Annotated in this window: 14 protein-coding genes and 2 rRNA genes (1 of these 16 running past the window's edge); 15 read left to right on the forward strand and 1 reads right to left on the reverse strand. The window is 44.6% G+C overall.

Annotated elements, in window-relative coordinates:
- The 12 genes from ACY8DX_RS00145 to rsmI all read left to right on the forward strand — a co-directional run.
- Positions 1 to 1,071: ribosomal RNA gene (locus tag ACY8DX_RS00145) — 23S ribosomal RNA — on the forward strand (it extends 1,865 nt beyond the left edge of the window).
- Between the two features lie 68 nt (positions 1,072 to 1,139).
- Positions 1,140 to 1,256 (forward strand): 5S ribosomal RNA (gene rrf, locus ACY8DX_RS00150).
- Positions 1,257 to 2,045: 789 nt separating this feature from the next.
- The gene (locus ACY8DX_RS00155; RefSeq protein WP_049672629.1) at positions 2,046 to 2,261 is read left to right on the forward strand and encodes a sigma factor G inhibitor Gin; all 216 of its coding nucleotides are present in this window, start codon (positions 2,046 to 2,048) and stop codon (positions 2,259 to 2,261) included.
- 121 nt (positions 2,262 to 2,382) lie between these two features.
- The gene (locus ACY8DX_RS00160; protein WP_462406028.1) at positions 2,383 to 3,837 is read left to right on the forward strand and encodes an aminotransferase class I/II-fold pyridoxal phosphate-dependent enzyme; all 1,455 of its coding nucleotides are present in this window, start codon (positions 2,383 to 2,385) and stop codon (positions 3,835 to 3,837) included.
- Between the two features lie 41 nt (positions 3,838 to 3,878).
- On the forward strand, positions 3,879 to 4,517 hold the full coding sequence (tmk, locus tag ACY8DX_RS00165) for a dTMP kinase (RefSeq protein WP_049672627.1): 639 nt from the start codon (positions 3,879 to 3,881) through the stop codon (positions 4,515 to 4,517).
- A gap of 108 nt (positions 4,518 to 4,625) precedes the next feature.
- On the forward strand, positions 4,626 to 4,955 hold the full coding sequence (locus ACY8DX_RS00170) for a cyclic-di-AMP receptor (protein ID WP_049672626.1): 330 nt from the start codon (positions 4,626 to 4,628) through the stop codon (positions 4,953 to 4,955).
- Between the two features lie 25 nt (positions 4,956 to 4,980).
- Positions 4,981 to 5,985, forward strand: a complete 1,005-nt coding sequence (gene holB / locus ACY8DX_RS00175; protein ID WP_462406029.1) for a DNA polymerase III subunit delta' — start codon at positions 4,981 to 4,983, stop codon at positions 5,983 to 5,985.
- Complete coding sequence (locus ACY8DX_RS00180; RefSeq protein ID WP_049672624.1) at positions 5,978 to 6,805, forward strand: PSP1 domain-containing protein; 828 nt, start codon at positions 5,978 to 5,980, stop codon at positions 6,803 to 6,805. Before holB ends, ACY8DX_RS00180 begins: the two co-directional genes overlap by 8 nt.
- Positions 6,806 to 6,821: 16 nt before the next feature.
- Positions 6,822 to 7,175, forward strand: a complete 354-nt coding sequence (gene yabA / locus ACY8DX_RS00185) for a DNA replication initiation control protein YabA (RefSeq protein WP_049672623.1) — start codon at positions 6,822 to 6,824, stop codon at positions 7,173 to 7,175.
- 69 nt (positions 7,176 to 7,244) lie between these two features.
- A complete protein-coding gene (locus tag ACY8DX_RS00190; protein WP_156185672.1) occupies positions 7,245 to 7,985 on the forward strand; it encodes a tRNA1(Val) (adenine(37)-N6)-methyltransferase in 741 nt (246 codons plus the stop codon).
- Positions 7,975 to 8,259: a GIY-YIG nuclease family protein gene (locus tag ACY8DX_RS00195; protein ID WP_049672622.1), complete on the forward strand. Its 285-nt coding sequence runs from the start codon at positions 7,975 to 7,977 to the stop codon at positions 8,257 to 8,259. The genes ACY8DX_RS00190 and ACY8DX_RS00195 overlap by 11 nt, the downstream gene beginning before the upstream one ends.
- Positions 8,237 to 9,112 (forward strand): 16S rRNA (cytidine(1402)-2'-O)-methyltransferase, encoded by an 876-nt coding sequence (rsmI, locus tag ACY8DX_RS00200; protein WP_462406030.1) that lies wholly within the window; start codon positions 8,237 to 8,239, stop codon positions 9,110 to 9,112. The genes ACY8DX_RS00195 and rsmI overlap by 23 nt, the downstream gene beginning before the upstream one ends.
- Before the next feature lie 40 nt (positions 9,113 to 9,152).
- Here the strand turns inward: rsmI and ACY8DX_RS00205 are convergent, their stop codons facing one another.
- Entirely contained in the window at positions 9,153 to 9,440 is a 288-nt protein-coding gene (locus ACY8DX_RS00205; RefSeq protein ID WP_049672620.1) for a transition state genes transcriptional regulator AbrB, read from the reverse strand.
- Positions 9,441 to 9,943: 503 nt separating this feature from the next.
- On the opposite strand from ACY8DX_RS00205, the gene metG reads away from it, so the two are divergent.
- From metG to ACY8DX_RS00220, 3 genes are all read left to right on the forward strand, one after another.
- A complete protein-coding gene (gene metG, locus ACY8DX_RS00210; protein ID WP_462406031.1) occupies positions 9,944 to 11,908 on the forward strand; it encodes a methionine--tRNA ligase in 1,965 nt (654 codons plus the stop codon).
- Positions 11,909 to 12,048: 140 nt separating this feature from the next.
- Positions 12,049 to 12,816, forward strand: coding sequence for a TatD family hydrolase (locus ACY8DX_RS00215; protein WP_049672618.1), 768 nt, complete (start codon positions 12,049 to 12,051; stop codon positions 12,814 to 12,816).
- 149 nt (positions 12,817 to 12,965) lie between these two features.
- Positions 12,966 to 14,186, forward strand: a complete 1,221-nt coding sequence (locus tag ACY8DX_RS00220; RefSeq protein WP_462406032.1) for a ubiquitin-like domain-containing protein — start codon at positions 12,966 to 12,968, stop codon at positions 14,184 to 14,186.
- The last annotated feature ends 42 nt before the right edge of the window (positions 14,187 to 14,228 follow it).

Here is a 14,228-nt window from a genome sequence, read left to right on the forward strand (position 1 = left end):
CGCCTGCCCGGTGCTGGAAGGTTAAGAGGAGCGCTTAGCATTAGCGAAGGTGCGAATTGAAGCCCCAGTAAACGGCGGCCGTAACTATAACGGTCCTAAGGTAGCGAAATTCCTTGTCGGGTAAGTTCCGACCCGCACGAAAGGCGTAACGATCTGGGCACTGTCTCAACGAGAGACTCGGTGAAATTATAGTACCTGTGAAGATGCAGGTTACCCGCGACAGGACGGAAAGACCCCGTGGAGCTTTACTGCAGCCTGATATTGAATTTTGGTACAGCTTGTACAGGATAGGTAGGAGCCTTTGAAGCCGGAGCGCCAGCTTCGGTGGAGGCGTCGGTGGGATACTACCCCCGCTGTATTGAACTTCTAACCCGCACCCCTGAACCGGGGTGGGAGACAGTGTCAGGTGGGCAGTTTGACTGGGGCGGTCGCCTCCTAAAGAGTAACGGAGGCGCCCAAAGGTTCCCTCAGAATGGTTGGAAATCATTCGCAGAGTGTAAAGGCACAAGGGAGCTTGACTGCGAGACCTACAAGTCGAGCAGGGACGAAAGTCGGGCTTAGTGATCCGGTGGTTCCGCATGGAAGGGCCATCGCTCAACGGATAAAAGCTACCCCGGGGATAACAGGCTTATCTCCCCCAAGAGTCCACATCGACGGGGAGGTTTGGCACCTCGATGTCGGCTCATCGCATCCTGGGGCTGTAGTCGGTCCCAAGGGTTGGGCTGTTCGCCCATTAAAGCGGTACGCGAGCTGGGTTCAGAACGTCGTGAGACAGTTCGGTCCCTATCCGTCGTGGGCGCAGGAAATTTGAGAGGAGCTGTCCTTAGTACGAGAGGACCGGGATGGACGCACCGCTGGTGTACCAGTTGTTCCGCCAGGAGCATAGCTGGGTAGCTACGTGCGGACGGGATAAGTGCTGAAAGCATCTAAGCATGAAGCCCCCCTCGAGATGAGATTTCCCATAGCGCAAGCTAGTAAGAACCCTGAAAGATGATCAGGTAGATAGGTCCGAGGTGGAAGTGTGGCGACACATGGAGCTGACGGATACTAATCGTTCGAGGACTTAACCAAGAACAAAACGCATAGGCCAAACAAACATTATCCAGTTTTGAAAGAATGATTCAACATTCTTTTATAAGTCCGGTAACGATGGCGAAGAGGCCACACCCGTTCCCATTCCGAACACGGAAGTTAAGCTCTTCAGCGCCGATGGTAGTTGGGGCTCACGCCCCTGTGAGAGTAGGACGTTGCCGGGCAAGTGAAACCAGTTCAGTAGTAAGCTGGTTTTTTTGTGTTTTATATTTTCTCGAAAGAGAATATAAAAGTTGATGAAGCCTATCCGAACTGGCAGCAGGCATCTCCGATTGGGAAGAAGCAAGGAGCTTCAGAAGGCAAGTGAGTGAAGCCTGGAATGAAAGGTATACATGAGGACTTAACGAGTGCGGCCGACGCCCGAGGTCCACCGCTTATCGCCGATCAGGTTCCGAATACGGAAGTGAAGCTCTTCAGCGCCGATGGTAGTTGGGGCCGCGCGTCCTCTGTGAGAGTAGGACGTTGCCGGGCAAGCAGAAACCAGTTCAGTAGTGAGCTGGTTTTTTTGTGTTTTCAGGGTATCGTAGAGATGCGGACAAATCAAAAAAGCCTAATAATAGTGTGGTTTTTGAAGATTTTAAGGCAAAAAAACGAGATATCTTCTAAAAAGCAGCTCAGCTTATCATTTTTGACGGTCAGAGGATGGATCGGCTTTATTTTTTTATCTCCATTTTTCTAATTTTAAGATTTAAGGGCGAACGACCTTTGTTAAGGGCGGAATCCAGGCATTACGGGCGATGACCCATCACCTTTTTCAAAATAAGAATTCATTCGCCCACATCCAGACTCATAAAACCTCACCCCTCCCTTCCACTAAACTTTATATGTTGACCCCTAATTAAGACATACAACGTATGCCTGCTCTGGGCATACAATAAGATACAGAAAGAATTCAAAATCATGTATACAATGCCTTGCCAGCGGTGATACTAGGATTAGTGGGAGGTGTATTTATGGCCATTTTTGATGCAGCCTATAAGGAGTTCAAGGAGTCTGAAAACAGATGCCGTATTTGTGAGAAAGTGAAATCAGAAGGTCTACAGCTTCATATAGGATTCATTTGTTCCGAATGTGAGAGAGAGATTGTTCAGACAGATACGAGTGAGCCGGTTTATCAGGAATTCGTGGAGAAACTGCGGAGGAATAATATATCCGGTATTTATACGTAAAGGATTTCAGTTCGTTACTTGAACGAACCGAATAGGAAAATTTATAATGATAAAAAGCACAGGCCCCTTCTTTTGACGGAGCCTTTTTATATGGCTGTGATGAGGAAGGTAGTTGATATAAATGGATAAAATAAAGATACCGATTCTGGAAATGCTGGAGGCTCATAGAGGGAAAGTACCTCTATCATTACATGTCCCAGGTCATAAGAATGGATCAATGGTACATCCGCGGACGCCATCTGGTCTGCAATCAGCTATGAGCTGGGATATGACCGAGCTGATCGGTCTGGATGATCTCCATAGCCCGGAGGAGGGGATTAAAGAAGCTGAAACATTGCTTTCCTCTTTTTATCAGACAGATAGAAGTTATCTGCTTGTGAATGGTTCTACAGTGGGGAATTTAGCGATGATTCTTGGGGTTATCCAGCCGGGAGAAAAGGTGCTGGTACAGAGGAATTGCCATAAGTCTGTTATGAACGGGTTGGAGCTTGCTCGTGCAAACCCTATCTTCATTCATCCGGAGCTGGATGCAGAGGGGGTTGAGATTGGGCTCACAGCTTCAGTCATCAATAAATATTTACATAGGCACCCGGATACGAAAGCCATCATTTTAACTTACCCCAATTATTATGGAATGGCTATGGACCTTGAGGATCTCATTAAGGAAGCTCATTGTTTGCAAATTCCTGTACTCGTTGATGAGGCTCATGGTGCTCATTACGCAGCAGGTGACCCTTTCCCGCCTTCTGCCCTTCTTCATGGGGCAGATATTGTGGTTCACTCCGCTCATAAGACACTGCCTGCGATGACAATGGGGTCATATTTACATATTCAAGGGAATCTGGTTTCTGCCGAGCAGGTGGAGCGTTATGTCAGGATGCTTCAGTCCAGCAGTCCATCCTACCCGATTATGCTGTCGCTTGATTTAGCGAGGGCATATCTGGAAGGATATGGCGAGTTAGATAAGCAATATCTTCAGAAGCAGATTCAGCTATTGAAGGATTATTTAGCCAGTCATAAACAGCTGGCTGTATATGAAACAGAGGATGCTGATTGGCTTGACCCGCTTAAACTGATGATATACCACCGCGGCGGTCTCTCAGGTCAGGAGCTGCAGGCAAAGCTTGAGGAAGCCGGCCTCTACTCAGAGCTCTCAACAGACCGATTTGTGTTATTTGTTCTCCCTCTCTTGAAGGAGGGCGAGGAATATTTCATTAAGGAGATTATAGCAAGGTTCGAGTCGATAGTGTGGAACGAGGGAAAGGGGGCTCAAGCCCGCCATACAGCCTTGATACAGGATGAAGCCAATAGGAGAGAACATAGTGAGCTTGCCTTATCCTACGAGGAAATGGAGAGGCTGCAGGTAGACAGACAACCGCTTTCTCTCGCCATTGGGGAGATTGCTGCCGAGGCAGTTATTCCTTATCCGCCCGGAATTCCGCTCATTCAGCGCGGGGAACGGATTACGGAGGAGGTAGCTGAAGCGTGCCAGAAGCTATTGGAGCAGGGGAAAAAAATCCAAGGTGGCATGTTTCTGAAAGAAGGAGAAATTCAGGTCTTTAAAAGGGGCCTATGATATACTAACTAGTAGCGTACATAATATTGGAGGGTACAGCCTTGAATCGAGGAGTATTTATTACAGTGGAGGGTCCTGAGGGAGCCGGAAAAACAACCATCATAGCAAAAGTGGCTGAACAGCTGGAGAAGGAAGGATACAGCATTATCCTAACGAGAGAGCCTGGGGGCATCCCCATTGCTGAACAGATTCGAGAGGTAATCCTGAATCGAAGTAATACAGCGATGGACCCGCGTACAGAGGCACTCCTTTATGCAGCTGCCCGCAGACAGCATTTGATGGAGAAGGTTGTACCGGCACTTGAAAAGGGAGCAATCGTCCTTTGTGACCGTTTCGTTGATAGTTCCTTGGCTTACCAAGGATACGCAAGAGGTATAGGGGTAGAGGAAATCTGGCAGATTAACCAGTTCGCCATTGAAGACCTTATGCCGGAGCTGACATTATTTTTCATGATTGAGCCGAAAAAAGGACTAGAGAGAATCGAGCAGCATAAAAATAGAGAAGTAAATAGACTTGATGTAGAGGAGCTGAGCTTCCATCAGAAAGTGTATGACGGCTATCAATTATTGATGGAAAAGGACCCGTCACGCATTAAAGGCATTGATGCAGACCGGTCTATTGAGGAAGTATATGAAGAAACTCTTCACCAAATAAAGACAATTATTGACAGGAAACCTTAAAGCACTGCTTTAAGGTTTTATATTAATCTTATACAGGCTTTGGTATAATGAAGATGACAACTTAGAGGAAAACACTGAATAGATTGATTCTAGATTGGGGGGTTCACCATGAAACTTATTGTAGCAATAGTACAAGATAAGGACAGTGCAAAATTATTAAGTGACTTGGTTGACCATAACTTCCGTGCGACTAAGTTGGCCACGACAGGCGGGTTTCTGAAATCTGGCAATACGACTTTTATGATTGGTACTGAGGAAATACGGGTCAATAAGGCTCTTGAAATCATTAAAAGGAATTGTCAGGCGAGGGAGCAATATGTGTCACCGGTCTCACCCATCGGAGGGAATGCGGATTCGTATGTGCCGTATCCAGTCGAAGTAGAGGTGGGAGGGGCAACTGTATTTGTCCTGCCAGTGGATCAGTTCTATCATTTTTAAGTTTAAGGGATGAGAGGAAATAAGCATGATTGAAACATGGGAACAGCTATCAAGCCAGCAGCCAAGAGCAGCAGCAATGCTGAAGAACAGCCTGATAAAAGACAGGGTAGCACATGCATACCTATTTGAAGGGGAGCGTGGCACCGGCAAGCAGGATGCGAGTATATTGCTTGCTAAGTCCTTATTCTGCCTTGAGCCGATTGAGGGGTATCTTCCATGCGGAGAATGCGCGAACTGTAAGAAAATCGAGCATAAGAATCATGCGGATGTCCATATCATCGAACCTGATGGCCTTTCAATCAAGAAAGAGCAGATCAAAATGCTTCACGAAGAATTTCAGAAAAAAGCAGTTGAATCTCAAAAGAAAGTTTACATTATTACTCACGCGCACAAAATGACAGCCTCTGCGGCAAACAGCCTGTTGAAGTTCCTTGAGGAACCTCATGCAGGCACGACCATTATCTTGCTGACTGATCAAATCCACCGGATGCTTTCTACGATTTTATCCAGATGCCAGACCATTTCCTTTACACCTTTAAACCCTGTGGAGCTAAGCAAGCAATTAGTTCAATCAGGGGTACCAGGCAAGAAGGCTAGATTAATTGCCAGTTTGACGAATAGTGTCGAAGAAGGACTAGCTTTAAATGAGGATGAGTGGTTTGCACAAGCCCAAAAGATAGTGGTAAAATTGTTTGAAGCCATAAAAAATCCAGTGGATGGCATTATGGTCGTCCAAGAGGATTGGCTCCCTCATTTCAAAGAACGTGAGCAAATGGAAATGGGATTATTGCTTCTTTTGAATATATACAGAGATCTCCTTTACGTTCAGCTTGATAAACCAGAGGAAATGGTTTATCAGGATAAGGAGGATCAATTCCGCCAATTGGCTATAATGCATTCGCAAAAGCGATTAGCCAATCAGATGAATGAAATACTGGAGGCAAAACGGAAGCTTTCGGCGAATATGAACCCACAGCTGTTAATGGAGCAGCTTGTGCTTAACCTTCAGGAGGGGTTTACACTTGTATGATGTTGTAGGAGTCCGCTTTAAAAAAGCGGGTAAAATATATTATTTCGACCCAGGTGAGCTCGAGATAGCCAAGGATGAGTATATTATTGTAGAAACCGTCAGAGGCATTGAATTTGGGAAAGCTGTGATTCCGCGCAAGCAAGTGGGCGAAAATGATATAGTCCTTCCTTTGAAAAAGGTCATCCGGATTGCTGATGAGAAAGATCGCTTTACCGTAGACGAGAATAAGGAAATTGCCCAGCAGGCTTTCCAGATTTGCAGTGAAAAAGTAACAGAGCATCGGCTGGATATGAAGCTGGTTGATGTGGAATATACCTTTGACCGCAATAAGGTGATTTTTTACTTTACAGCGGATGGACGAGTTGATTTTCGTGAGCTTGTTAAGGATTTGGCGGCCATTTTCCGCACAAGGATTGAACTCAGGCAAATAGGCGTTAGGGATGAGGCCAAAATGCTCGGCGGTATCGGCCCATGCGGACGGATGTTATGCTGTTCAACCTTCTTAGGGGATTTTGAGCCAGTCTCAATCAAAATGGCGAAAGACCAAAATTTATCACTTAATCCAACGAAGATCTCAGGGCTGTGCGGCCGTCTCATGTGCTGCCTGAAATATGAGAATGATGAGTATGAAAGTGCAAAAGAGCAGCTTCCTGACCTTGGTGAGTATATCAATACACCAATGGGCAAAGGAAAGGTTATCGGCCTGAATATCCTTGAGAAGATCATGCAGATTGAATTGCAAGGAAAAGAACGTGTTGTTGAATATACGCTGGATGAGATGATGGAGGAAGGCACCTTCACGATTCAAGCCACAGATTAATAAGGTGGTGGGTGTTATGAATAAAAAGGAAATATTCGATTCGGTCAGCAGCATGGAGGCCCAAATCGGCGATTTGTACAAGCAGCTCGGGGAATTAAAGGAACATTTGGCTGAGATTCTAGAGGAGAATAATACGCTCCAATTGGAGAATGAGAATGTTCGCCGCCGTTTGCTTGAGCTCGAAAAGAGTAAACCTGCTTCTGCTCAAAAAAAGCAGAAGAAAGGAAATAAGCCGATGGATATTGGAGAGGGGTATGACAACCTCGCAAGGCTTTATCAGGAAGGCTTCCATATTTGCAATTTGCATTTTGGAAGTCCGCGTAAGGACGGGGATTGCCTGTTTTGCCTCTCATTTTTGAATAAGAAATAAAGATAGTCTTTCCTATCGTTTAGGAAAGGCTATTTTTATAAAGGATATTTGGTTAGGAGCGAATAGTTTTTGAATATGTTAAAAGATGATGAACGCCTGGATTATCTCTTGGGAGAGCCGCTTCGGATTATTCAAAGCCCAAGTGTGTTCTCTTTCTCTCTGGATGCAGTGCTGCTTGCGAAATTCGCCTATGTACCGATTCAAAAGGGAAATCTCGTGGACCTTTGTGCCGGTAATGGGGTGATCCCGCTCTTATTGAGCCGGAGGACCAAGGGACATATCCATGGGGTGGAGATTCAGGAAAGACTTCATGATATGGCTTTAAGAAGTGTTCAATATAATAACTTGTCCGAGCAGATTACGATGCATCATGAGGACTTGAATAAGATTGTCCCGATTCTCGGGCATGATAAATATGATGTGGTTACATGCAATCCCCCGTATTTTCTGACACCTGCTAAGGAAATCCAGAATGATAATGAACATTATGCTATAGCCAGACATGAGATAATGTGTACATTAGAGGATGTTGTCCGGGTAAGCAGCCAGCTGCTGAAGCAGGGAGGGAAGGCAGCCTTTGTGCACCGGCCCGGAAGGCTTCTTGATATCCTGACTTTAATGAGGAAATACCGAATTGAACCGAAGCGGCTGCAATTTGTGTATCCAAAGGCAGGACGGGAGGCCAATACCATTTTGGTAGAGGGAATCAAGGGCGGGAGCCCGGATTTGAAGCTGCTGCCGCCTCTTGTCGTTTATCAGGATCATAATGAGTATACAGACGAGCTAAAACGGATAATTGATGGAGAATAATATGCATTATTTCTATGTACTTGAATGTGCGGACGGTAGTTTTTATGCAGGCTACACGAATAATATTGAGAAAAGAGTCCATACCCATAATGAGGGAAAAGGGGCTAAGTATACACGAGCAAGAAGGCCTGTGGTCCTGCGTTATTACGAGGAGTATGAAACAAAGACAGAGGCCATGCAGGCGGAATACCGCTTCAAGCAATTGAGGAGATACGAGAAGGAGCGGATTGTGCAAATGGGAGGTAATGGCGTTGAAGAGCCAAAAGAGCTTTGAGCAGGAGCGGGAGCCTGCCTTGTATTTAGTGCCGACACCAATCGGCAATTTAGAGGATATGACCTATCGTGCTGTGAGAATTTTACGTGAGGCTGATGTGATTGCAGCGGAGGATACCCGTAATACGAAGAAGCTGTGCAATCATTTTGAGATTCAGACACCGCTTATCAGTTATCATGAGCATAACAGGCAGCAAAGCGGTGAAGCAATCTTAGAGAGAATCAGGAACGGGAATGTGGTTGCTCTTGTGAGTGATGCGGGAATGCCTGCGATCTCAGACCCGGGCTATGAGCTTGTACAAGCTTGTATAGAGGAAGGAATACCTGTGGTGGCACTTCCGGGTGCAAATGCAGCCTTGACTGCCCTGATCGCCTCAGGAATCACACCTCAGCCTTTTTACTTCTATGGATTCCTGAACCGGAGCCGAAAGGAGAAGAAAAAGGAGCTTGAGGAGCTGAAGAAGAAGGATGGGGCCATCATCTTCTATGAATCCCCTCACCGTCTGAAGGAGACGCTTGGGCTTTTGCATGAATACCTTGGAGACAGGCAGATAGTTCTGGCACGCGAGCTGACGAAGCGATTTGAGGAATATATTCGCGGGTCCATTACCGAGGCAATGGAATGGGCGAATAATCAGGAGGTTCGCGGTGAGTTTGTCTTAATTGTAGAGGGCACTGATTATGTGGAGGACGAAGCCGTTTGGTGGGAGAACATGAGCTTGAAGGAGCATGTCGAACATTATATTGATTCTAAGGGCATGAAGCCAAATGATGCAATCAAGCATGCAGCTAAGGAACGAAACATTCCGAAGAGGGAAGTATATCAGGCGTATCATATAGACATAATGAAATAAAGAACATAAAAAAGGCTCCCCGTTATGGGAAGCTTTTTTATTAAGAGTTTGTAACGTGAAGGTTTTCTTGAATTTCTTTTAGGAGTTGTTCAGCACCTTCGCGGCTTAGGATTAGTTTGCCGTCTGCTAAAGTGAAGTTGCTGTCAGATACTTCACCTGTTACTTGGCAAGTCATGTTTGGTTTATATTTTTTGAGGATGATACGCTCGTCATCAACATAGATTTCAAGGGCATCTTTCTCAGCGATTCCGAGAGTACGACGAAGTTCGATCGGAATAACCACCCGGCCAAGCTCATCTACTTTACGTACAATACCAGTGGATTTCATAACAATACTCCTCTCATAGAATAATATTTTTTTAATAAAATTCGTCATTATTCGACAAAATTTAATGATGTTATCATAATACCAAGCATTCCCAAAACCGTCAATGTTTTTAGTCCCTATATCAATGGTAGTTTGTGGGGTTTATGGGTAGAAATTTGAAAAAAACTAGTTGAAAAGGCTTACTTTTTCCTCATCTTAACCAGTATATGAAATTTTTACACCCGTAATTGTGCAGTAAATTGTATAAGATTTAGAACAAACAAACTTTTTTCGACACTTTCCGAGAGGGAAAATATTATATCAATATACTCGAATAGGACATTTTGTATAATTAATTCACCCAGACAGTACCATTTGTCTTTATGGAAATTTATTTCGTCTCTTGAGATTGGAGAGTTCCTCTGTATAAAAAATCAAGGAATTCCTTTATAATGTTACTATTATGTAAAATAGTCCTTTCGAGTAAAAGGACTTTATTGGCAGGCCTTTAAGGAGTGAAAAAGATGAAGGAAAAATTAAATACGTTTTACATTACAACCCCTATTTATTATCCAAGTGGAAATCTTCACATTGGTCATGCATATACAACAGTAGCTGGAGATGCAATGGCCCGTTATAAAAGAATGCGCGGGTTCGATGTCATGTACTTAACGGGGACAGATGAGCATGGGCAGAAGATTCAGCGAAAAGCAGAAGAGAAAGGAATCAGCCCGCAGGAATATGTAGACGGTATGATTCGAGATATTAAGATTCTATGGAAGAAGCTCGATATTTCTTATGATGATTTCATTCGCACTACTGATGAGCGTCATAAAACAGCCGTAGAGAAAATCTTTAAGCAATTATTGGACCAAGGCGATATTTACCTTGATGAATATGAAGGCTGGTACTGTACCCCTTGTGAGTCCTTCTTCACAGATCGCCAAGTCGAAGATGGAAATTGTCCGGATTGCGGCCGTCCTGTAGAGAAGGTTAAAGAGGAATCTTATTTCTTCAAGATGAGCAAATATGCAGACAGACTTTTGCAATTCTATGAGGAGCATCCAGATTTCATCCAACCTGAATCCCGAAAAAATGAAATGATCAATAACTTCTTGAAACCAGGGCTCGAGGATTTGGCTGTTTCTAGAACAACATTTGATTGGGGCATTAAGGTGCCAGGTAATCCGAAGCATGTCATTTATGTGTGGATTGACGCATTGACCAACTATATTACTGCTCTAGGATATGGCAGTGATGATGATTCTAAATACTTGAATTACTGGCCGGCAGATGTGCATCTTGTCGGAAAGGAAATTGTCCGTTTCCATACGATTTATTGGCCAATCATGTTGATGGCACTTGACCTTCCGCTTCCGAAGAAGGTATTCGCTCATGGATGGTTATTGATGAAGGATGGAAAAATGTCTAAATCTAAAGGCAATGTAGTAGACCCGGTTACCTTGATTGACCGCTATGGCCTAGATTCCTTACGCTACTACTTATTGCGTGAGGTGCCATTCGGTGCAGACGGTGTCTTTACGCCGGAGGGATTTGTCGAACGCGTTAACTTTGATTTAGCCAATGACCTTGGAAACCTGTTGAATCGGACAGTTGCAATGATCAATAAATATTTTGACGGCAAGATTCCGGCTTACAAAGGCTCTGATCGGGAATTTGACCAGCAATTGCTGCAGGCTAATCTCGAGACAGTTGAAAAGTACGAGGAAGCAATGGAGAATATGCAATTCTCTGTGGCCTTGTCTACTCTATGGCAGCTTGTCAGCCGTACGAACAAATACATTGATGAAACACAGCCATGGGCGCTTGCGAAGGATGAAGCTAAAGTGGATGAGCTAGCATCTGTCATGACCCACCTTGCGGAATCCTTAAGAAGAATCGCTGTAATGCTTAAGCCATTCCTCACTATGGCTCCGAAGAAAATCTTCGAACAGCTGAATTGTGAGCAGGAAGCTATGCAAACATGGGAAAGCCTTGAAAGCTTCGGCATTCCATCCGCTGATTTAGTGGTGAAGAAAGGAAATCCAATCTTCCCGCGTCTTGATATAGAGGAGGAGGTTGCCTATATCAAGGAATCTATGCAAAGTACGGCTCCTCAGCAGGCAGTAGAGGAAGCGAAAAAGGCACCAGAGGCACCAGAGGTCGAGGAAATTACGATTGATGACTTCAAGAAGGTAGAGCTTAGAGTAGCTCAAGTCATCAGTGCTGAACCGGTTCCGAAGGCTGATAAGCTTCTGAAGCTCCAATTGGATTTAGGGTATGAGCAGCGTCAGGTTGTCTCCGGCATTGCCCAATACTACAAACCAGAGGAACTAGCAGGCAAGAAGGTTATTTGTGTGACAAACTTGAAGCCAGTTAAGCTTCGCGGCGTCCTTTCACAAGGAATGATTCTTGCCGGAAGTGAAGACGGGCAGCTAGCACTAGCTTCAATTGCGGAATCCCTGCCAAATGGTGCGCAGGTTAAATAAGAGAAATAATCGGAGGGGGATGTTACATGTGAAACATCCCTTTCTTTATTATGTAAGTTATTAGCCGAGCTTTAACTTTTTAAGAGAATGGGTAAAAACATGGATGAAGGAATAAGACTATACTGCAAAGGAGAAAACGGATGCTGTTTGATACACATGTTCATTTAAACGATGATCAATTTGATGAGGATTTGGAAGAGGTTATTGAAAGAGCGCGAGAGAATGGAGTCGAGCGCGTAGTGGTAGTCGGATTTGACGAAAAGACAATTAAACGTGCAATCGAACTGATCGATACATATGACTTTATGTACGCTGCCATTGGCTGGCACCCTGTTGATGCCATTGATTTAACGGACAGCTATCTTGAGTGGATAGAGGAATTGACTGCTCATCCAAAGGTCGTGGCAATTGGGGAAATCGGGTTGGACTACCATTGGGATAAATCGCCGAAGGATGTACAGCAGGTTGTTTTCCGGCGCCAGATTCAATTAGCGAAGAAGCTCAATCTGCCGATTATTATTCATAATCGCGAGGCCACGGAGGATGTTGTCACTATTCTTGAAGAGGAAGGGGCAGCGGAGGTTGGGGGAATCATGCATTGCTTTAGCGGAAGCCCTGAAACAGCGAAACGCTGCCTTGATATGAACTTCTATATTTCACTTGGAGGTCCGGTTACATTCAAAAATGCGATAAAGCCGAAGGAAGTGGCAAAGGCTGTACCGCTTGACCGCCTGCTTATTGAGACAGATTGTCCTTACCTGGCTCCACATCCATACCGCGGAAAGAGAAATGAGCCGAGCTATGTGAGGCTTGTTGCTGAGCAGATTGCTGACTTGAAGGAAGTGTCCTTTGAAGAGGTTGCAAAGGCGACAACAGAAAACGCAAACCGTCTGTTCAAAATCCAATAATACCAATCGGCGAAGGTCCTGACAGATTGTGTGGATCTTCGCCTTTTTTGTATTGTAAATTAGCGTGTTCCGTATTCAGAAAAGGTAGATAGGTTGACAATGTTGTCAGAATATCTATATAATTCATTCAGTGAAAAGGGGGAATTTTCGTGATTCAATACATGAAAAACCTATTTTCCAGGCCGAGACGAACGTCAAGGACGATATTAATTATGACAAGTGCAGCTGTTTTTATGTTTGCAACAGGAATTATATTTTATGAAAGTACAAAAAAAACAGTAGCACTGAGCCTGGATGGAAAAAAGCAAACGGTCAAGACCCATGCTGACACCATTAATGAACTGCTACAAGAACTAGAGGTTGAGGTAGGTAAAGAGGATTATCTTAGTCTGGCAAAAGGGACCGAGATCAGCGATGACCTGCATGTTATCTGGAACCCGGCTACAGAGGTGGAGCTGACAATTGACGGGGAGACTTCCTCCGTTTGGACGCTTTCTCAAACAGTTGGTGAGTTCCTTGAGGAAGAAGGCATACAGCTCAGAGCAGAGGATAAGGTATCTGAAGGCATGGATGAGGCAATCAAAAAAGATATGGATATCAAAATAGAAACGGCATTTCCCATAGCCCTCAAGGTAGGGAACGAGGAACGGGAAATATGGTCAACTTCGACCACGGTCGCTGATTTTTTAAAGAGTGAGCAGGTAAGTGTGAATGAATTAGACCGGGTCAGTCCAGCTTTATCTGAACATTTGACAGAGGAAACAGCTGTCACCGTAACAAGGGTAGAAAAGGTCACCGATGTGGTGGAAGAACCAATTAGCTATGAAACAGTCACTCAGAAGGATTCATCCCTGGAGAAGGGGAAGGAAAAAATTATAACTGAAGGACAAGAAGGATTAATCAGTAAAACATATGAATTAACAAAAGAAAACGGGAAAACCGTATCTAAAGAGTTGGTTTCTGAGAAAACGGTCAAGAAGAAGGTTGACGAGGTCGTCGCTATTGGAACGAAGGAAAAGAAAGCGACTGTTACACCAGTGTCAACATCTTCTAAATCTTCAGCGTCTTCATCCTCGTCAGCAGAGGAGTATTATGTCACAGCAACAGCTTATACGAGCGGCTGTAACGGATGCACCGGTAAAACGGCAACAGGGGTTAATCTGCGTGCTAATCCAAATGCTAAGATCATAGCCGTTGATCCAAGCTTTATCCCGCTTGGTACGAAGGTGTATGTAGAAGGCTACGGATATGCAACAGCAGCAGATACTGGCGGTGCTGTGAATGGCAAGAAGATTGATGTATTTGTACCATCGACGGCGGACGCTTATAATTGGGGCGTAAAAACCGTCAAAATTAAGGTGTTTCGATAAATAAATCGTTATTATTTATACAGAGGATTTTTGTCCTCTGTT

This window comes from Gracilibacillus sp. Marseille-QA3620, from assembly GCF_054950035.1.

Excerpts from the sequence above, each read along its gene's own strand:
- ACY8DX_RS00155 (WP_049672629.1), top strand. The coding sequence starts at position 2,046 with ATGGCCATTTTTGATGCAGCCTATAAGGAGTTCAAGGAGTCTGAAAAC.
- ACY8DX_RS00160 (WP_462406028.1), top strand. The coding sequence starts at position 2,383 with ATGGATAAAATAAAGATACCGATTCTGGAAATGCTGGAGGCTCATAGA.
- ACY8DX_RS00170 (WP_049672626.1), top strand. The coding sequence starts at position 4,626 with ATGAAACTTATTGTAGCAATAGTACAAGATAAGGACAGTGCAAAATTA.
- holB (WP_462406029.1), top strand. The coding sequence starts at position 4,981 with ATGATTGAAACATGGGAACAGCTATCAAGCCAGCAGCCAAGAGCAGCA.
- yabA (WP_049672623.1), top strand. The coding sequence starts at position 6,822 with ATGAATAAAAAGGAAATATTCGATTCGGTCAGCAGCATGGAGGCCCAA.
- ACY8DX_RS00195 (WP_049672622.1), top strand. The coding sequence starts at position 7,975 with ATGGAGAATAATATGCATTATTTCTATGTACTTGAATGTGCGGACGGT.
- ACY8DX_RS00205 (WP_049672620.1), bottom strand. The coding sequence starts at position 9,440 with ATGAAATCCACTGGTATTGTACGTAAAGTAGATGAGCTTGGCCGGGTG.
- metG (WP_462406031.1), top strand. The coding sequence starts at position 9,944 with ATGAAGGAAAAATTAAATACGTTTTACATTACAACCCCTATTTATTAT.
- ACY8DX_RS00215 (WP_049672618.1), top strand. The coding sequence starts at position 12,049 with ATGCTGTTTGATACACATGTTCATTTAAACGATGATCAATTTGATGAG.